18 protein-coding genes are annotated in these 19,722 nt (G+C 58.7%); 17 read left to right on the top strand and 1 reads right to left on the bottom strand.

Annotated features, from left to right (window positions below):
• Positions 1–237: 237 nt before the first annotated feature.
• The 9 genes from T18_RS02105 (at position 238) to T18_RS02145 (ending at position 10,438) form a co-directional block, all read left to right on the top strand.
• Entirely contained in the window at positions 238–1,323 is a 1,086-nt protein-coding gene (locus T18_RS02105; protein WP_038492811.1) for a septal ring lytic transglycosylase RlpA family protein, read from the top strand.
• 76 nt (positions 1,324–1,399) lie between these two features.
• Positions 1,400–2,572: a D-alanyl-D-alanine carboxypeptidase family protein gene (locus T18_RS02110; RefSeq protein ID WP_038491001.1), complete on the top strand. Its 1,173-nt coding sequence runs from the start codon at positions 1,400–1,402 to the stop codon at positions 2,570–2,572.
• Between the two features lie 137 nt (positions 2,573–2,709).
• Positions 2,710–3,384: a dTMP kinase gene (gene tmk / locus T18_RS02115; protein ID WP_003515249.1), complete on the top strand. Its 675-nt coding sequence runs from the start codon at positions 2,710–2,712 to the stop codon at positions 3,382–3,384.
• On the top strand, positions 3,377–4,402 hold the full coding sequence (locus T18_RS02120; protein WP_038490997.1) for a DNA polymerase III subunit delta': 1,026 nt from the start codon (positions 3,377–3,379) through the stop codon (positions 4,400–4,402). Before tmk ends, T18_RS02120 begins: the two co-directional genes overlap by 8 nt.
• Positions 4,403–4,506: 104 nt before the next feature.
• Complete coding sequence (gene metG / locus T18_RS02125) at positions 4,507–6,057, top strand: methionine--tRNA ligase (RefSeq protein ID WP_038490994.1); 1,551 nt, start codon at positions 4,507–4,509, stop codon at positions 6,055–6,057.
• A gap of 11 nt (positions 6,058–6,068) precedes the next feature.
• The gene (locus T18_RS02130; RefSeq protein WP_003515245.1) at positions 6,069–6,851 is read left to right on the top strand and encodes a TatD family hydrolase; all 783 of its coding nucleotides are present in this window, start codon (positions 6,069–6,071) and stop codon (positions 6,849–6,851) included.
• A 2-nt stretch (positions 6,852–6,853) separates the two neighbouring features.
• The gene (locus T18_RS02135) at positions 6,854–7,684 is read left to right on the top strand and encodes an MBL fold metallo-hydrolase (RefSeq protein ID WP_038490991.1); all 831 of its coding nucleotides are present in this window, start codon (positions 6,854–6,856) and stop codon (positions 7,682–7,684) included.
• Positions 7,685–7,705: 21 nt separating this feature from the next.
• Positions 7,706–9,487 (top strand): chloride channel protein, encoded by a 1,782-nt coding sequence (locus T18_RS02140; RefSeq protein WP_038490988.1) that lies wholly within the window; start codon positions 7,706–7,708, stop codon positions 9,485–9,487.
• Between the two features lie 177 nt (positions 9,488–9,664).
• Positions 9,665–10,438 (top strand): class I SAM-dependent methyltransferase, encoded by a 774-nt coding sequence (locus T18_RS02145; RefSeq protein WP_038490985.1) that lies wholly within the window; start codon positions 9,665–9,667, stop codon positions 10,436–10,438.
• Positions 10,439–10,503: 65 nt separating this feature from the next.
• Here T18_RS02145 and T18_RS02150 read toward each other — a convergent pair whose 3' ends face one another.
• Positions 10,504–10,884: an RDD family protein gene (locus T18_RS02150; protein WP_013636091.1), complete on the bottom strand. Its 381-nt coding sequence runs from the start codon at positions 10,882–10,884 to the stop codon at positions 10,504–10,506.
• A 118-nt stretch (positions 10,885–11,002) separates the two neighbouring features.
• Between T18_RS02150 and T18_RS02155 the strand changes: the two genes are divergently transcribed.
• The 8 genes from T18_RS02155 (at position 11,003) to T18_RS02190 (ending at position 19,613) form a co-directional block, all read left to right on the top strand.
• On the top strand, positions 11,003–11,476 hold the full coding sequence (locus T18_RS02155) for a ribonuclease H family protein (protein WP_038490982.1): 474 nt from the start codon (positions 11,003–11,005) through the stop codon (positions 11,474–11,476).
• Positions 11,477–11,776: 300 nt separating this feature from the next.
• Complete coding sequence (locus T18_RS02160; protein ID WP_003515239.1) at positions 11,777–12,799, top strand: substrate-binding domain-containing protein; 1,023 nt, start codon at positions 11,777–11,779, stop codon at positions 12,797–12,799.
• A 119-nt stretch (positions 12,800–12,918) separates the two neighbouring features.
• Positions 12,919–14,412: a sugar ABC transporter ATP-binding protein gene (locus T18_RS02165; protein ID WP_038490979.1), complete on the top strand. Its 1,494-nt coding sequence runs from the start codon at positions 12,919–12,921 to the stop codon at positions 14,410–14,412.
• The gene (locus T18_RS02170) at positions 14,409–15,353 is read left to right on the top strand and encodes an ABC transporter permease (protein WP_038490976.1); all 945 of its coding nucleotides are present in this window, start codon (positions 14,409–14,411) and stop codon (positions 15,351–15,353) included. Before T18_RS02165 ends, T18_RS02170 begins: the two co-directional genes overlap by 4 nt.
• 1 nt (position 15,354) lies before the next feature.
• Entirely contained in the window at positions 15,355–16,323 is a 969-nt protein-coding gene (locus tag T18_RS02175) for an ABC transporter permease (RefSeq protein ID WP_003515236.1), read from the top strand.
• 3 nt (positions 16,324–16,326) lie between these two features.
• Entirely contained in the window at positions 16,327–17,349 is a 1,023-nt protein-coding gene (locus T18_RS02180) for a LacI family DNA-binding transcriptional regulator (RefSeq protein ID WP_025593429.1), read from the top strand.
• A gap of 33 nt (positions 17,350–17,382) precedes the next feature.
• Positions 17,383–18,432: a sugar phosphate isomerase/epimerase family protein gene (locus tag T18_RS02185; RefSeq protein WP_038490972.1), complete on the top strand. Its 1,050-nt coding sequence runs from the start codon at positions 17,383–17,385 to the stop codon at positions 18,430–18,432.
• Positions 18,433–18,443: 11 nt separating this feature from the next.
• Positions 18,444–19,613, top strand: coding sequence for a Gfo/Idh/MocA family protein (locus T18_RS02190; protein ID WP_038490970.1), 1,170 nt, complete (start codon positions 18,444–18,446; stop codon positions 19,611–19,613).
• The last annotated feature ends 109 nt before the right edge of the window (positions 19,614–19,722 follow it).

Here is a 19,722-nt window from a genome sequence, read left to right on the forward strand (position 1 = left end):
CAGGAGACATCTCGAGACTGCGCGTTTACAGGCGCGTCGGGCTTCCCGCGCTGCGGAAAAGACATAAATCGTTAACTACGTTCGTTACAATTTTATCGAATTTGCAGAAGTCGTTCGCATTTTCGCCACGTTATGCACAAGATTAAGCGACTGTTAGGTGCTTCGATGGCAGGGGCATGCATCGAGGCAAATGAGGGTGCGGTTCTTCGAGCCTGCAAGCAGCGTGGGGCAGACGATTTGAAATCTACGGTCAAGAAACTCGGCATCAACGCCAGATCGGGCGTGAAGTGGCTTGCAATTTCCGTGCTTTGCGCCGCGACAGCCTCGTGTTCCACCACCTCTGAGACCAAACCGAAGCAGAAGCGCAGCAAGGAATATTTCTCCGAATCGGAATATGGCGTCAAAGCCAGCCCGCGCGTGGCCGACGGCCAGAACATTCCCAAGGGCGGCGGGCGCGAGCTTCTCGGCAATGCCTATACCGTCAAGGGCCGACGTTATTTTCCGAAGGAAGAGCCGGGTTACAACAAGACCGGTCTTGCCTCCTGGTATGGTTCCGCCTTCCACGGCCGCCTGACGGCAAATGGCGAGGTCTATGACAAGGAACATCTTTCCGCTGCGCATCCGACATTTCCCCTACCGAGCTATGCGCGCATCACCAATATGGAAAACGGTGCATCGGTTCTGGTGCGCGTCAACGATCGCGGACCCTTCCATGAAGGTCGCCTGATCGACGTTTCCAGCAAGACCGCAGATCTTCTCGACATGAAGGGCACTGGAACGGCGAATGTGCGGGTGCAATATGCAGGCCGCGCGCCGCTTGATGGGCACGACATGCCTTATCTGATGGCGTCCTATGTTCCGAAGGGCTCTCGTTCTCCGGGTGTTGCGCCGGAAGGGCAGATCGCGACTGGTGTCATGGTGGCTTCGGCTTCGCCGAATTTCGTGCCGGCCCCGACATCCAACCCGAATTACGGTGCTTCGACGCAGACGGCGCTGGTTGGCACCAAAAAGAATGCAGCGCTCCAGGCCATGCCGCTGGTCAACGGCCCCGCACCGGCCTTCGAACAATTTGCAATTCTGCCGGAAATCGGTCCGTTCCTGGCGGAGCGCCCGGAAGGCAATTTCACGCGTGAGCCGGCAGCACCTGGCGGCAACTATCTGCGCGTGCCAACGCCATCATCCAAATATGCAGCGGCTTATTCCGAGTCGTCTGCCGTTTCGAGAACCTCACGTGCGTTCGACAGCGTGCTCGTCGATCGCGGAGCGCTCAACGAGGATTCCATACTTGCCCATGTGAAGCGTCAGCAGGCGAAGACGCGCTGACGGGTTGAAGAGTTTATGGCTGACTTGCGTTTTCGTCGCGAGCGGCGGGTTGCGGCAGGGAAAGCTGGGCGGTTTCATGCACAAGGCCATTCATCGTTCTTTTCTCCCGGTCGCGGCAGCGCTCGCATTTGCGTTTTTCGGTAACGGTCCGGCGCAAGCGCAAACGCAAACAGTACCTTTCATCGCCAAGGCCGAACAGGCCTATATGATCGATGCCGAAACCGGCACGGTGCTGCTTTCCCAGAATGAAAATCAATCCTTTCCGCCCGCTTCGCTTGCCAAGCTGATGACTGTGGAGGTGATTCTGGATGCGCTGGCCAAAGGGCAGGTAACGCCCGAGACAGCTTATCCCGTTTCTGAATATGCCTGGCGCACGGGTGGTGCGCCGTCGCGGACCTCGACCATGTTTGCAGCGCTGAAATCCTCCGTCAGCGTCAACGATCTTCTGACGGGAATTATTGTGCAGAACGCCAATGATGGCTGCATCATTGTCGCCGAAGGCATGGCAGGGTCCGACTCCGCTTTCGCCAAGCGCATGACGGTGAGAGCCGGCGAACTCGGCATGAACCGCAGTGTCTTTGCCAATTCGACGGGTCTTCCCGATCCGGGCAACCAGACGACCGCGAAGGATATGGTGCTTCTCGCCCAGCATCTGCGCGATACCTATCCCGATCGCTATGGGCTTTTCACCAAGCCGGATTTCGAATGGAACCGGATTTTCCAGCGCAACAAGAACTCGCTGCTGGGTAACGGCATAGACGGTCTCGGGCTTGGTTTTGCGGAAGGCAGCGGTTTCGCAGCAGTCGTTTCGGCAGAGCGGGAAGGGCGCCGGGTCTATCTGGCGCTTGGCGGCATCGCGGACGACAAGACGCGGCAGGACGAAGCCCGCCGGGTGGTTGACTGGGGGCTGACGGCCTTCGAAAAACGCCATCTTTTTGCAAAGGACGAAGCCGTCGGTTCGGTCAGCGTCTACGGTGGCGACGTCTCGCATATAGACCTGTCGCCCCGGGAAGATGTCAGCGTGCTGGTACCGGTCAATAATCCCGAGCGTATTTCCGGGCGGATCGTCTATCGCTGGCCGCTCAATGCGCCGCTCGACACTGGTGCGAATGTCGGCACACTCAAGGTTTTTTCGGGCGAAAGGCTGTTGCGGGAAGTGCCGCTTTACACGAGAACGGCAGTCGGCAAGGGCACGTTGACCCAGAATGCAGCCGGGGCGCTCAAGGAATTGCTGCTGTTCTGGCTCTGATGCCTATCCCGCAAGCCGCAACTTTCCCTATGCTTTTGTTCAGACATCGGATTTTCTGAAAAGCGCTTCACACTTTTCGGTTCGATGCTGTAAACAGGCATTTCGATATTTCTGAGAATTCCTCACAGGACGTGACATTGGCCGAAAAGACCGGATTGTTCATCAGCTTCGAGGGCGGCGAAGGCGCTGGCAAGTCGACGCAGATTCGCACGCTTGCCGAGGCGCTTCGCGACCGTGGTTTCGATGTGATCGTAACCCGTGAGCCGGGTGGTTCGCCGGGGGCAGAGGCTGTTCGCCATGTTCTGCTGTCGGGTGCTGCCGAATCCTTCGGCGTGCGCATGGAGGCAATCCTGTTTGCGGCAGCGCGCAACGACCATGTCGAGGAGGTCATTCGCCCGGCACTGGAACGTGGCGCAATCGTGCTTTGTGACCGGTTTCTTGATTCCTCACGTGTCTATCAGGGTACGACCGGCAATCTGGAGCCGGATTTCATCGAGACGCTGCAACGCGTTGCTATTGATGGCGTCGTACCGGAACTGACGTTGATCTTCGATATCGCCGCCGAAAAGGGCCTTGCCCGGGCCAGAAAGCGTGCGGATGAGGGTGCCGCACCGGACCGTTTCGAAAAAGAGGAAATCGAGACCCACGAGAAGCGGCGTGAAGCCTATCTGGATATTGCGCTTGCCGAGCCGCGTCGTTGTCGGATCGTCAATGCCGATCAGCCGGAAGAAAAGGTGACGGAAGACGTCATGTCATTTGTCGAGCCTTTGCTCGAGCGGCTGGAGACTGCGGCGGGCACGGCGCATGAGTGAGGTTCAGGGCGTTCTCGACGGCGCAATTGCGCCGCAGCAGAACACGAAGCTTTTCGGCCATGGCGAAGCGGAGGCGTTTCTTGCGCAGTCCTATCGCTCCGGCAAGGGCCACCATGCGATCCTGATCGAAGGCCCTGAAGGCATTGGTAAGGCAACACTCGCTTTCCGTTTCGCCAACCACGTACTTACCCATCCCGATCCAGCCACAGCACCGGATTTCCTGGCCGATCCCGATACGGAATCGCTTGTCAGTCGGCAGATCACCTCCGGTGCGTCGCATAATCTGCTGCATCTGACCCGCCCGGCGGATGAAAAGACCGGCCGCGTGAAATCCGCCATCACGGTGGATGAGGTGCGGCGGGCAGGGCACTTCTTCTCGCAGACCTCGGGCACAGGCAATTGGCGTATCGTCATCATCGATCCGGCTGACGATCTAAACCGCAATGCCGCAAACGCCATTCTGAAAATACTGGAAGAGCCGCCAAAGCGGGCGATGTTCCTCGTTTTGTCGCATGCGCCGGGCAAATTGCTGCCGACCATCCGCTCGCGCTGCATGCCGCTCCGGCTGCTGCCGCTTTCGGATGCGGATATGGTGCAGTCGCTCGATCATCTCGGTATCAGCCCGGCTGGCGAAAAGCGGGATGCGTTGCTTTCCGCCTCCAAGGGCAGCGTCGCGCAGGCGTTAAAACTGATGAATTACGGCGGCTCCGACATTGTGGAGGCGCTCGCCTCCGTCATGACGGCCGAAGGGCCCGGTGCACGCAAGCAGATGCACAAGCTTGCCGAAGTTCTGGCACAGAAGGATGGCGATATCGTTCTCGGCTTCTTCATGGAGCACGTGACGGAGGAGTTGATGGCGCGTGCAAGAGCGGCGGCGATGGCCGGTGATATCGCGGCGGCAGAGAAACATGCGCGCCTTTCGTCGACGCTTTCGGAACGAATTACCGTGGCGCAGGCCTATAATCTCGACAAGAAGCAGATGGTGCTTTCCATTCTGGAAGATGTTCGCGGCGTGTGAGACCCAAGAGATCGTACGGAACGTACGCTTTTGCTTTCGCTGTTGCGAACAATCGTTTAAGAGCGGTCTATCCAAAAAACAGCCTGTAAAGTCGATAGACCGTCATGACAGACAAGACACCCTTCTACATCACCACCGCGATCTCCTATCCTAACGGCAAGCCGCATATCGGCCATGCCTACGAGCTGATTGCGACGGATGCCATGGCACGCTTTCAGCGCCTGGATGGAATGGATGTTTTCTTTCTGACCGGCACCGACGAACACGGCCAGAAGATGCAGCAGACAGCGCGGGCGGAAGGCATTTCGCCGGAAGAGCTGGCGCAGCGCAATTCCGACCAGTTCCGCGAGATGGGCAAGCTGCTCAACGCCTCGAACGACGATTTCATCCGCACCACGGAAGAACGTCACCACGAGACCTCGCGCAATATCTGGAACCTGATGGCCGACAGCGGCGACATCTACAAGGACAGCTATGCCGGCTGGTATTCAGTGCGCGACGAGGCCTACTACGGCGAGGATGAGACGGAAGTGCGCGCCGACGGCGTTCGCTATGGGCCGCAGGGCACGCCCGTCGAATGGGTCGAGGAGGAGAGCTATTTCTTCAAGCTCTCCGAATATCAGGACAAGCTGCTGAAGCTCTACGAGGACAACCCGGATTTCATCGGTCCCGCTGAGCGTCGAAACGAGATCATCTCCTTCGTCAAATCCGGCCTCAAGGATCTGTCGATTTCCCGCACGACATTCGACTGGGGCATCAAGGTTCCTGATGATCCGAAGCACGTCATGTATGTCTGGGTCGATGCGTTGACCAACTACATTACCGCTACGGGTTACATCGAAGACAAGAACGGTCCGCGCGCAAAATATTGGCCGGCCGACGTGCATATCATCGGCAAGGACATCATTCGCTTCCACGCGGTCTATTGGCCGGCCTTCCTGATGAGCGCCAAGCTGCCGCTGCCCAAGCGGGTTTATGCGCACGGCTTCCTGCTTAACAAGGGCGAGAAGATGTCTAAGTCGCTCGGCAACGTCGTCGATCCGGTCAATCTGGTCAACCATTTCGGTCTCGATCAGGTCCGCTATTTCTTCATGCGCGAAGTCTCCTTCGGCCAGGACGGCAGCTATAGCGAAGAGGGTATCGCCACCCGCATCAACGCAGATCTTGCCAATGGCATCGGCAATCTGGCCAGCCGCTCGCTGTCGATGATCGTCAAGAATTGTGACGGACAGATCCCGACGCCCGGGCCGTTGACCGATGAAGACAAGGCGATGCTCGCCTCCGCCGACGGGCTTCTGGCACTCTGCCGTGAGGAGATGGGCAAGCAGCTCATCCATCGCGCGCTTGCGGCCATCATCGCCGTCGTTTCGGAAACCGACCGCTATTTCGCGTCGCAGGAGCCGTGGGCTCTGAAGAAGACCGACCCAGAACGCATGGGCACCGTTCTTTACGTGACGGCGGAAGTGGTCCGCCAGATCGGTATTCTGTTGCAGCCCTTCATGCCGGGATCCTGCGAGAAGCTACTCGATCTCGTTGCTGCCCCTGCCGACAAACGGGATTTTGCCGCACTAGGCGAAGCCGGACGTCTGGTTCCGGGAACGCCGCTTGAGGCACCGAAGCCGGTCTTCCCGCGTTACGTCGCACCGGAAGCGTGAAGGCGACGACCATGCTGATCGATACGCATTGCCATCTGGATTTTCCCGATTTCGAGGCTGAGCGCGACGATATCATCGCCCGCGCCCATGCTTCCGGCGTTGCCCAGATGGTGACGATCTCGACCCGGGTGCGCCGTCTGCCCGAGCTTCTGAAGATTGCGGAAAAATACCCGTCGGTTTTCTGCTCGGTCGGCACGCATCCGAACAATGCCGACGAAGAACTCGACATTTCGGCCGACGAGCTTGTGCGGCTTGCCGAGAGTCACGACAAGATCGTGGCGATCGGCGAGGCGGGGCTGGATTATTTCTACGACACGCAAAAGCCGGAAGACCAGAAGACCGGCCTCGTTCGCCACATCGAGGCGGCGCGGAGAACCAAGCTTCCGCTCGTCATCCACAGCCGCAGCGCTGATGAGGACATGGCTGCGATTCTGCGTGAAGAAAGCGACAAGGGTGCTTTTCCCTTTATCCTGCACTGCTTTTCCGCAGGTCCCGATCTCGCTAAAACCGGCGTCGAACTTGGCGGTTACGTATCCTTTTCGGGTATTCTGACGTTCCCGAAATCGCAGGATATCCGCGATATTGCAGCCACCGTGCCGCTCAACCGTCTCTTGGTGGAAACGGATGCGCCTTATCTCGCGCCCAAGCGTTGGCGCGGCAAGCGCAATGAGCCTTCTTATGTGGTGAACACGGCGGAAGTGCTGGCCGAGGTACATGGTATCTCGTTCGAGCGCATGGCCGAAATCACCACCGAGAATGCTTTTCGCTGCTTTTCGAAGATGACAAGGGTGTAGGCGTGGCAATCTACCGTCGCCGCTTTACGGTTCTCGGATGTGCGTCGTCTCCCGGCGTACCGCGCATCAACGGCGACTGGGGCGCCTGCGATCCTGAAAACCCCAGGAATCGGCGTACTCGGGCGGCCTTCATGGTGGAGCAGATCGGACCTGATGGCGGTAAGACCACCGTCGTCATCGACACTGGGCCTGATTTTCGCGAGCAGATGATTGCCGCCAAAGTGGAGGCAGTCGATGCGGTTCTATACACTCATGCCCACGCCGACCATTTGCACGGTATTGACGATCTGCGCATCTATTTCGCCATTCAGCAGAGCCGCATTCCGATCTATGCCGATCCAGTCACCATGGCGCGCATCTGGGATGGTTTTGCCTATTGCCTGGAAACGCCTCCGGGCAGCAATTATCCGCCGATCGTCGAGCCGCGGATCATCGCCGATATCGACGCGACCCTGATCATCGACGGGGCAGGCGGGTCGATACCTTTCAACGTGCACATGCAGCAGCATGGTGACGTGCACTCGCTCGGCTTTCGGATTGGCAATGTCGCCTATTGCACCGATGTCAGCGATTTTCCGGTCGAAAGCGTGCCCAAGCTTGCCGGTCTCGACGTCCTCGTCATCGATGCGCTGCAGCACCGTTATCACCCCAGCCATCTCTCGCTCGAACAGGCGCTCGGCTGGATCGATAGATTTGCACCAAAAAGGGCGATCTTGACCCATATGCACATTCCGCTCGATTATGACACGGTGATGCGCGAAACGCCTGATCATGTTGAACCGGCTTACGACCAGATGCGTTTCGAAGTCGAACTCGAGATTGAAGCGCCCTAATACCGCCTGAAAAGGAACAGCATGTCGACCCGGCCTTTCCGTGCACCCAGTATGGCGAGCTTCTTCGACAATCTGCGCTCCAGTCGCCTGCGGGCGATGTTCCGGCGCGGCGAGCTGGGGCTGGTGGCTCTCGCCGTCCTCATCGGCATTGCGGCCGGCCTTCTGGTGGCGCTGATCGGCGGATTGAGTACGGCCCTTCATGTGCTGGTCTTCGGTGTCGAGCGGCTGAGCAGCAGTGAACTTTCCGGCTGGATCGTGCTTGCCGGGCCGGTCATTGGCGGCATCGTACTCGGCCTGATCCTCTTCATTCTTTCGAAAACCCGCAAAAAGCCGATGGTCGACCCTATCGAGGCGAATGCGCTGCATGGCGGACGCCTTTCGCTGACGGACAGCATCATCGTCTGCGTGCAGAACATCGTCTCAAACGGTTTCGGCGCATCTGTCGGGCTTGAGGCAGGCTATACGCAGATCGCCAGCGGTGTGGCCTCCAAGATCGGTATCAAGCTGAAGCTGAGACGAGGAGACATGCGCATCCTCGTCGGCTGTGGTGCTGCTGGTGCCATTGCCGCTGCCTTCAACGCGCCTCTGACCGGGGCATTCTATGCCATAGAACTCATCATCGGCACCTATACCGTCGTGACACTCGCGCCGCTCATTGTCTCGGCGCTGGTGGCCAGCATCGTGGCAGGGCTTATCGGCGGACATGGCCTGTCCATCGATATCTACGATGCCAGCCGTGTGACGCCGCCGGATTATGTACCGGCCATCTTTCTCGGCGTGGTATGTGCGTTTATCGGCATCGTGCTGATGCAGACGGTCTCCCTTATCGAGGAGACGGCCCGCAAAAGCGCCATTCCCGGCTGGCTGCGTCCAACAATCGGTGGCGTGGCGGTGGGCGCACTTGCGCTGATTTCACCGCAGGTCCTCTCGAGCGGCCACGGTGCGCTCCATCTCAACATCGATGCCGATCTGACGATATACGGGCTGGCCGGGCTTTTCCTGCTGAAGGCTGCGGCGAGCGCGATTTCCATCGGCTCGAATTTCCGCGGCGGTCTGTTTTTTGCCTCGCTGTTCATGGGGTCGCTGGTCGGCAAGATTTTCGCAATCTGCGCACCCTATATCGGCTATGGCTCGACAGCACCCGTGGTCTACGCCGTGGTCGGCATGAGTGCTTTTGCCGCCGCAATTGTCGGCGGTCCTCTGACGATGACGTTTCTGGCGCTGGAACTGACCGGAGACTTCCAGATCACGGCTTTGGTGCTGGCGGCCGTCATCACGACATCGCTCGTGGTACGCACCACCTTCGGTTACTCCTTCGCCACCTGGCGTTTTCACCTGCGGGGCGAAAGCATTCGCAGCGCCCACGATATCGGCTGGATCCGCGACCTGACGGTGGGCAAGATGATGCGCGCCGATATTCGCAAGGCCAATGTCAGCATGGGTCTTCCCGCGTTCAAGGAGAAGTTTCCGCTAGGCTCGACGCAGCGGGTTATCATGACACATGACGACGGGCGTTATGCCGGCATGGTCCTCGTGCCGGAAATCTACGCCGATCCGATGGATCGCGATCCCTCCAAGATCAGCCTCGAGACCTACCTCAATTATAAGAACGACGTGCTGCTGCCGGCGATGAACGCACGTCAGGCGGCGGCAGCCTTCGACGCTACGGAAAGCGAAGCTCTGGTTGTCGTCAACGACAAGATTGAAAACCGACCCGTTGGCCTGCTGACGGAAAGCCATACGCTGAGGCGGTATAGCGAAGAGCTCGAGCAAAGGCGCCGGGAGGCATCAGGAGAGTTATAAATCACATCAGGAAACTGCAGTTATATGTTGAAATAAATAGTTTTATCGCGGTTTATATCTTGGGAAACAGACTTGTGATTTTCCAGTGATGTCGCATGGGCTAACTTGGCATCACATTGTGAAGCAAGCTGTCATTCGCCGCAGCGGATGCGATTTGAGTACTCAAAGGAATAGACCATGGATGGCGGCAACTTCGATCTCAAGGAGGAAATCCGCGATTATTGGTCGAAAAGATCAGAGACTTTCGATCTGGCCTTTGGACACAAGATAGCAGCTGGCGTCGAGGCCAATGCATGGAAGAAGCCGATCCGCGACCTGGTGGGACCTGAGCCGAAACATATCCTTGAACTGGCCTGTGGCACCGGCGAGGTGACGCGGCTTATTCATGATCTCGGCCACGAGGTCACGGCACTCGACTTTTCAGAAACGATGTTATCCGTAGCGCGCGCCAAACATGCGGGAAAACCAAGGCTACGTTTCGTGATGGCGGATGCCGAAAATACCATGGAGCCGGATGCGTCCTATGATGCGATCATTTGCAGGCATCTGGTCTGGACATTGACGCAGCCTGAGGAGACCTTCCGCGAGTGGTTCAGGCTGCTTCGTCCGGGCGGTCGGCTCCTGTTTTTCGATGGTGACTGGGCAACGCCAAAACCGGCAGGACGTCTTGCCAGCCTTTTGATCCGGCTCATCGATCTTTCGGTGGGGGCCGACAAGAATTACGATGGCGCCCAAAGCAGCCATCATGCCGCAATCATGAAGGCGCTTCCGTTCGGGCAGGGGTTGCGCCCGCAGATGCTGACGCCGCTCCTGATCGCCGCCGGCTTTACCGGCATCGAACTGCACTCACATGCCCCGATTGCGAGAGCGCAGCGGAAAAACACCAACCTGCGCAACAGGCTGCGAACTTTCGTCTACCGTCGTTTCATCCTGACCTGCCGCCGTCCTTGAAACGGGACTGGTAATGGGAAACGGGAAAGGTGAGGGGTTGAGTGTGAAATCACACAACCACAAACTCAGCGGTCCTTTACAATAGCACCACCCGAGAAATGGTCGCGGTACCAGGGCAGAAACCATATTGCGAGCGGGCCGAAGACCATGCGATAGAGCGCTTGCGTAAAAGTCAGTCTTTCGCCGGTGCGCCGGACGACCTTTAATCGCATTAGCAGTTTTCCGGGAGTTGCCATGAAGGCGCTGCTTTCGAAGGCCGGGAAATAGCAAAACAACACGGATGCCAGCCATAAAAGCGTTACGCCCATCAGAGGTGTCGGCGGTTGCCCCGCTGGAGCGTCCATATACTGCGGTAGCCACTCTGCCGCGATGAATGTCGGTGCAAACGCCACACTGATGAGCAAGATGAGATCGACTATTCCTGCGACGATGCGTTTGAAGATCATGTTTCATCCCTGGACGTGAATCTGACTCGAATAAGATGATTGTACAAGCTATCTACAGAAAACACCCGAAAGCGCTGTCATTCTTTCCAAGCGCCTCTGACGCAAGGAAACGAGCTCCATGACTGCTCCACTCGTCATCTACGCGGATGGTTCATACGACCCTGTAGCATTATCGGGAAGCTGGGCATTCATCGTGTTTGAAACCGAGCGGCAGATCCATGCTGCGCGAGGAACGGAAATCGGACTTACGAACAATTCGTTTGAAGTCATGGCGGTCATGAATGCACTTTTATGGCTCGATGCACAGGCTCCAGGCCGGCCAGCCAAGCTCTGGACAGACTCCGCTCACGTGATGGAAGGTTGCCATCGCTGGCGCGAAATCTGGCGTAGCAACGGGTGGAAGCGTATCAATCCAGATTCGCGAAAACGCAAACGACAGATACCAGATGGCGGTCTGTGGCAGAATGTGGATCGTTTGCTCCTTTGTAATCCGAACGTCGAGATAGCGTGGTGCAAGGGGCATTCCGGTATAGCCGGGAACGATCTCGCGGATACTTTGGCCCGTACCAAGATGGTGAACGGGGGCAATTAGTTTCACGCCAACCGGTCTATAGACGCCCGCCAGCAGCTTGTTCTTGTTGAAGTAGCGGAGCTTCAAGCTGTCCGTGCATGAACAAAATTCAGGCGTTATCAGCACTGCGATCCACGCCAATATGATGCCGCTGTTCCTCCTTAAATTGCCACCCACTCTCTCCGCCAAGGGTCGGCAATTCGCTGTGGCAACGGGTACATAAAAAATCCCAGCTGGGTTGACTCATTTATGAAACCGGTTACATTCCATCATGTAAACGGTTTCATCGGTTAAAAACCGTGCTTGGAGGAGCAAATTTTCATGTTCAAACATTTGATGGCTGCCGCCGCTATGGTGCTGGCGGCGGGCACGTCCGTGCACGCTCAGGAACAGAGCTTCAAGATCGGTCTTTCCAATTCTTTCGTCGGCAGCGAGTGGCGCACGCAGATGATCGAGGAAGCCCAGGCTGCCGCAAAGGCGTGGGGCGAAAAGGGCGTGAAGGTCGAAGTCGTCGTTCAGAGCGGTAATGTCGATGTGCAGGGGCAGATCGGCCATATCCGCAATTTCATGAACCAGGGCGTTGATGCGATCCTCATCAATCCCGGCAGCCCGACTGCTTTTGATCCGATCTTCGCACAGGCGAAGGCACGCAACATTCTCGTCATCGCAACCGATGCGGAAGTGTCCTCTAAGGACGCGATCTATGTCGGCATCGACCAGAAGGCCTGGGCGGCACAGTCCGCACAGTGGCTTGCGGATTCGCTGAAGGGCAAGGGAAGCGTCGTCGCGATCAACGGTATCGCCGGCAATCCCGCCAACGAAGCCCGCGTCGCCGGTTACCGCGAAGTGTTCAAGAAATATCCTGATATCAAGGTGCTGAACGAAGCCAATGCGAGCTGGGATCAGGCGCAGGGTCAGCAGGCAATGCAAAACCTTCTCGCCACCTATCCCGATATCAGCGGTGTGTGGGTGCAGGACGGCATGGCCGACGGCGCATGGCGCGCAATCGAAGCCGCCGGCAAGACCAAGGACATCGCCGCGACAGGTGAAATCCGCAAGGACTTCATGACGCGCTGGGAGAAGGAAAAGTTCAACTCCGGCGCCTCCGTCAATCCTCCGGGTGTCATGGCCAGCGCGCTCAACGTTGCGGTTCTGAAGCTGCAGGGCAAGGAATTCAAGGACGGCATTTTCGGCGGTACCTACGGCAACGCCATCTATATTCCGATCCCCTTCGTGAGCAACGACAACCTCGCGGACAACATCAAGTCCGCCGAAGGTAAGCCGGGCTATTGGTCTGTCACGGCAACCGTGACGCCGGAACAGGCTGGCGAGTTCTTCAAGTAAGATCAGTCTCGGGCTGGCCGCAAACGCCAGCCCGAAACCTGAAATTCGAATGTGGACCGCGTATTGCGCGCGTCCGCCAGTGACGAAGCACAATGACAAGTAAAATTCGGGGACATGCGATGGCGAACGCTCTGGAAGCGGCCGGCATACAGAAGAATTTTGGCGCCGTGCGTGCGCTTTCCGACGGCAGGCTGACCGTTGGTCGCGGTGAAATTCACGCGCTGCTGGGCGCCAATGGTTGCGGCAAGAGCACGCTCTGCAAGATCGTTGCAGGTGCGGTCGCGCCGACCAGCGGCACCATCCGGTTCAACGGCGAAAACGTGCGCTTCAAAAGCCCGCGTGACGCCGAAAATGCCGGCATTGCGCTGTTTTATCAGGAGCTAAGCCTCATTCCGCAGCTTTCCGTCGCTGACAATATTTTTCTCGGTCGCGAACCGAAGCGCGGCGTTTTTGTCGACAGCAAGGCCCTGAAAGCCGAGGCGCGCAGGCTGATCGCGCTGTTTGACGGTGTTGCCGGCACCGGTCTGGAGCCGGATGCGATCGTCGGCAATCTGCCGCCCGATCAGCGCCAGCTCGTCGAAATCCTGAAAGTTTTCGCCCAGAATGCCAGCCTCATGATCATGGATGAGGCAACGGCGGCACTTGATGGCCGCCAGTCCGAGCGTTTTTTTGAGATACTCAGAGCCAAGAAGGCGGACGGTATCTCCACCATCATGATTTCCCACCGGCTCGATGAGGTTTTTGCTGTCTGCGACCGCATAACCGTCATGCGTAACGGTGCGACCATTTCGGAACTCGACACCGCCGCTACCACCCGCGAGGCCGTGGTGCATGACATGGTCGGCGATGTCCGCGCCGCGCCTGCCCGCCAGCAGGGACGCGCAGGTGCAGCGCCCAGCCTGAAGGTGACGGACGTTGCGGGCGAGGGTGTTCGCGGTGTCAGTCTGGAAGCCTATCCGGGTGAAATCGTCGGTTTGGCGGGATTGCAGGGGCAGGGCCAGTCGGCCTTGCTGAAGGGCCTGTTCGGCGCAAGCCCCTTTGCCGCCGGGCAAATCCAGTTCGAGGGTCGTGATGTCGCCATCGGCAAGCCTTCGCAGGCGGTTCATAACGGTTTTGCCTATGTGTCGGGCGACCGCGGGCGTGATGCCTCGCTTCAGGGCCGGTCGATCTTCGAAAATCTTGTTGCAGCTCTGATGGTGCGCGAAAAGATGAGACTGGTCCGGCCCGCGACGCTGAAGCCGCGTGTGCAGAAGGTCGCGGACGACATGAAGACGAAGTTTGCTGGCATGGATATGCCGATAGGCACGCTCTCAGGCGGCAACCAGCAGAAAATCTTCATTTCCCGCTGGCTTGCCACCGCGCCGAAACTGCTGCTGCTCGATGATCCGACCAAGGGTATCGATCTTGGCGCCAAGGCCGATCTCTTCGCGCTTATGCGCCAGCAGGCTGACGCGGGCGCGACCATTCTTCTCTATTCCTCGGAAGATGCGGAAATCCTCGAATATGCCGACCGCATTCTCGTGTTCAACGGCGGACGCATTTCTGCGGAGCTGACCGGAGCCGACATGACATCCGTCAACATGACCCGCGCCGCCTATGGAGACGCCGCATGAATTCCCTCGGTTTTATGCGCAAGCAACCCTGGATCATAACTCTCGTGGTTCTGGCCGTTCTCATCGGCGTCAACACGTTTCTGCAGCCGTCTTTCGTGCAGCCGGCCGTATTGCAGTCGAACCTGACGACATTTCTTCCCCTGATCCTGGTCGCCATCGGTCAGACCTATGTCATTCTGGCGGGGGATATCGACCTGTCGGTCGGAAGCATCGTAGCGCTCGCCAATGTCGTTACCGTCAGCGTCATCGCTGCACTTGGCGGAACGGCAGGTGCCGTCGTTGCAGGTATGGGAGCGGGAGTTGCGGTTGGACTGATCTGTGGGCTGGTCAACGGCCTGTTCATATCCGGCCTGCGTTTCCAGCCCATCGTCACCACATTCGCGACGGGCATCATCTTTGCCGGTCTGGCGATCTGGGTTCTGCCGCAGGCCGGTCTTCCCGTGCCGGAAGCCTATTGGCAGACCTATTCCGGCAGCTTCATCGGTTTGCCTTTCGTGCTGTGGATGCTGTTGGCTGGTGTTGCCTTTACGCTCGTTGTGTCGCGCATTCCGTTTCACGTGCATTTGTTGGCCGTGGGCGGCAATCGCACGGGCGCTTTCCAGACGGGCCTGCGCCTCTCCGGCATTCGCATTGGCGCCTACATGATTTCCGGTCTGTTTTCAGCGCTCGCAGCGCTGTGCCTGACGGGCGAGACCGCCTCCGGCGACCCCTTGCTCGGTGCAAGCCTGGCGCTCTCCTCCATTTCGGCGGTCGTTCTTGGCGGCACCGCACTGTCCGGCGGGTTCGGCAGCTCGACAGGATCGATCGCCGGCGCGCTGGTGCTGGGCATGATCGGCAATGTGATTTTCTTTGCGGGCTTGCCCTTCGAGTACCAGACATTGGTGCAGGGGTTGATCGTGCTGACGGCACTTGCCGGCGGCGTTCTGGTGACGAGGCGTTGAGATGACAAATTCCGGTTTGAAAATCAAATCCATCATCACCGATCCCCTGACCATTGCGATTGGCGCGTCAGTGTTCCTGCTGCTGGTCGGCGAACTGTTGTCGCCCGGCTTCGCACAGGGGTCGCAGATCGTGCGGCTGCTGACGATCGCCGCTATTCTCGGTATCGTCGCGGCGGGCCAAAATCTTGTGATCCTCGGCGGACGCGAAGGCATCGATCTTTCCGTCGGCGCGATGATCTCGCTCGGCGCGGTCCTTGCCGGCAACATGATGAACGGACAGAATGTCGGAATACCGCTCGCCATACTGGTCGCAGGTGGCATTCCCTTCCTGATCGGCCTCATCAATGGCCTCGGCATCACCTTCGTGCGCATTCCGCCGCTGGTCATGACACTCGGCATGACAGCGGTGATCCAGGGCGGGCTTGTGGTCTATTCGCAGGGCGTTCCATCAGGTGCGGCGGCGCCCCTCCTGGCGGGCTTCATCAACCGGCCTCTCGTTTTCGGTATTCCCGGCGTCCTCTTCGTCTGGCTTGGCATTGCCGCGATCATGCTGTTCGTGCTGCGCCGCACGGCCTTCGGCTTCTCCATTTACGCCATCGGCTCCAACGAGCGGGCGGCGACGTTGGTCGGATTGCCCGTGTCTTTGATCCGCACGCTGCTTTACGGCCTGTCCGGCCTGTTTGCCGGTCTGACTGGCGTCTGCGTGATCGGTTATACCGGCACCTCCTTCATTTCTGTCGGCGACCAATATGTCCTTCCATCGATCATCGCTGTTGTCATCGGCGGCACTTCGCTTGCCGGTGGTGCGGGCGGATATATCGGAACCATGGCCGGGGCAGTTGCGCTCACCATTCTGCAAAGCGTACTGATAACGCTCAACCTCGATGTATGGGCCCGGCAGATCATATTCGGTGTCACGTTACTTGCGCTGATGCTGCTTTATGGCCGCCAAAAGCAGTTGCGTGTGTGACAGATGAGCAAAGACCAAGGTTCGAATATCAGGGAAGTTGCAGCTCTCGCGGGCGTTTCGATCGCGACCGTGTCACGGGCGCTGCAACAACCCGACAAAGTCCGCCCGGAAACGAGGAAGAAGGTTTTCGATGCCGTCAGGCAGGCGAACTTTGTTCCCAACGCCCAGGCCGCAAGCTTCAGGCGTCAATCCAACAACACTGTCATTCTTCTCGTTCGCGATATCGGCAACCCGTTTTATCTCGAGATCTACAAGGGCGTGGAGGAAGCGGCTGGGGAGGCGGGCTTCAAGGTGCTCATGGGCGACGCCCGTAACGACGAAAACCGCGTGGCGACACATATCGACATGGTCAGGCAGAAACATGCTGACGGCCTCATCCTGATGACCGGCCAGTTTCCTTCAGAGCTTCTCGGTCAGGGTGACGCGCTGCCGCCGATCGTCATCGCTTCGGAAACCGTGCCAGGCATCGCGCTGCCCACCGTCAAGGTCGATAACCGCGCCGCGTCCAAAAACGCCGTGCATCATCTGATCGAAGCAGGGCACACGAAGATCGCGCATCTCGCCGGACCTTTTCCGGAAAGTCTGGCACAGGAGCGTTTCGAGGGCTACCGCGACGCGCTTGCGGAAGCGGGTATCGGTTACGCGGATGAACTCGTCGTGACAGGCGATTACAGCATCGAAGCCGGTAGACAGGCGATTGCCGGACTTCTCGAAAACGGCATTTCCTTCACCGCCATCTTCGCCTCGAGCGACCAGATGGCGATTGGCGCGATCAGCGAGCTGCGCGGGCGCGGGCTGTCCGTGCCGACCGATGTCTCGGTCATTGGCTTCGACGATATAATTTTCGCCAATGCCTTCGAACCACCGCTAACGACAGTGCGCCAGCCCCGGCAGGAAATGGGCCGCAAAGCCATGGCGCTGATGGTCGACCGGCTTAATGGCAAACGCACGGCCGAAACCATCGTGCTGGATACGGAACTGGTGGTGCGCGGCTCGGTCGCGCCCTGCCGTTCGCCGCACCGGTAGCGGCCAGACAGTGAATGCAAGGAGTGTAAGGACATGAAGACGATCAAAGGCCCGGCGATTTTCCTCGCGCAATTTGTCGGGGACAAGGCACCCTTCGATACGCTCGACAATCTCGGCCAATGGGCGGCTTCCCTTGGTTACAAGGGCATTCAGGTGCCGACCGATCCCAAGCTCTTCGATCTTGAGAAAGCTGCCGCTTCCAAGGCTTATTGCGATGATATCAAGGGACGTCTGGCCGAGACAGGCATCGAGATCACCGAGCTTTCAACCCATATTCAGGGCCAGCTCGTCTCTGTTCATCCTGCCTATGACGAGATGTTCGACGGTTTTGCGCCCGCCGAACTGCGCGGCAGACCGCAGGCGCGTCAGGAATGGGCGGTCAACCAGCTGAAGTGCGCGGCGAAAGCCTCGCAGCATCTGGGCCTCAAGAGCCATGCGAGTTTTTCCGGCGCGCTGGCGTGGCCTTTCATTTATCCCTGGCCGCAGCGCCCCGCAGGTCTTGTCGAAATGGCCTTTGCTGAACTCGGCAAGCGCTGGACGCCCATTCTCGATACATTCGAGGAGAATGGCGTCGATCTCTGCTACGAGCTGCATCCCGGCGAAGACCTGCATGACGGCATTACCTTCGAGCGTTTTCTGGAGGCGACCGGCAATCATTCCCGCGCCAACATCCTTTATGATCCCTCGCACTTCGTGCTTCAGGCGATGGATTATCTTGATTTCATCGATATCTACCACGAGCGCATCCGGGCCTTTCACGTCAAGGATGCCGAGTTCAATCCGACCGGCAGGTCCGGCGTCTATGGCGGTTATCAAGGCTGGGTCGACCGGCCGGGGCGCTTTCGCTCACTCGGCGACGGGCATGTCGATTTCGGCGCGGTGTTTTCCAAGCTCACCCAATACGACTTCGAAGGATGGGCCGTGCTGGAATGGGAATGCGCGCTGAAACACCCGGAGGACGGGGCGCGTGAAGGTGCCGGCTTCATTGAAAATCACATCATCCGCGTGACTGAGCGGGCTTTCGACGATTTCGCCAAAAGCGGCACCGATGATGCTGCCAACCGTCGCCTTCTCGGGCTTTGAAAGGGATAGACATGTCCTCCGCAACAGCAAGATTTAATAGCCGCCGCATTCGTCTCGGCATGGTGGGTGGCGGTCAGGGTGCCTTTATCGGCGCGGTGCATCGTATCGCCGCGCGGCTCGACGACCGTTACGAATTGGTCGCCGGTGCGCTTTCCTCCGACCCGGCACGCGCCAGCGTTTCGGCAACCCTGCTCGGCATTGCGCCCGAGCGGTCCTACGCTTCTTTTGAGGAGATGGCGTCGGCCGAGGCCGGTCGTGAAGACGGTATCGAGGCGGTCGCCATCGTCACCCCCAATCACCTGCATTTCGCCCCGTCCAAGTTCTTTCTCGAATCTGGCATCCACGTCATCTGCGACAAGCCCGTCACAGCGACGCTGGAGGAGGCCAAGGAGCTGGCGAAGATCGTGAGGGCATCCGACAGGCTGTTCATCCTCACGCATAATTACACCGGCTATGCCATGTTGCGGCAGATGCGGGAGATGGTGGCCAACGGTGCCATCGGCAAACTTCGCCATGTCCAGGCCGAATATGCGCAGGACTGGCTGACCGAAGCGGTCGAAAAGACCGGCGCAAAGGGAGCGGAATGGCGCACCGATCCGAGCCGCTCTGGCGCGGGCGGGGCAATCGGCGACATCGGCACCCACGCTTTCAACGCCGCCGCCTTCGTGACCGGTGAAATTCCCGCGAGCCTATACGCAGATCTCACTTCCTTCGTTCCGGGCAGGCAGCTGGATGACAGCGCCAATATTCTGCTGCGTTACGAAAGCGGCGCGAAGGGCATGCTCTGGGCAAGCCAGATCGCTGTCGGCAATGAAAACGCCCTGTCGCTCAGGGTCTATGGCGATAAGGGCGGCCTTGAATGGCATCACCGCGTGCCGGACGAGCTTTGGTTCACACCTTACGGCGAGCCCAAGCGGCTGATTACGCGCAATGGCGCGGGTGCAGGCGCTGCCGCGAACCGCGTCAGCCGTGTGCCATCAGGGCACCCGGAGGGATATCTCGAGGGTTTTGCGACGATCTACCGTGAAGCCGCAGACGCAATCATCGCAAAAAGGGAGGGAAAAGCAGCCGCCGGGGATGTGATTTATCCCGGCATAGAGGACGGCCTTGCGGGTCTCGCATTCATCGATGCGGCCGTGCGGTCCAGCCTGACCTCGTCCTGGGTAGAGATCGACATCTAGATCACTGGATATCGGGGACTGACGACGCAGGGCATCGGAGGTTGTGCCCAGCACTACCCGACTAATTGTTCGGGAGAGCATGGGCAGGCGTGTCGTCATATTGATCAAA

The organism is Rhizobium sp. TBD182 (assembly GCF_001950375.1).
Lineage (GTDB): Bacteria > Pseudomonadota > Alphaproteobacteria > Rhizobiales > Rhizobiaceae > Agrobacterium > Agrobacterium tumefaciens.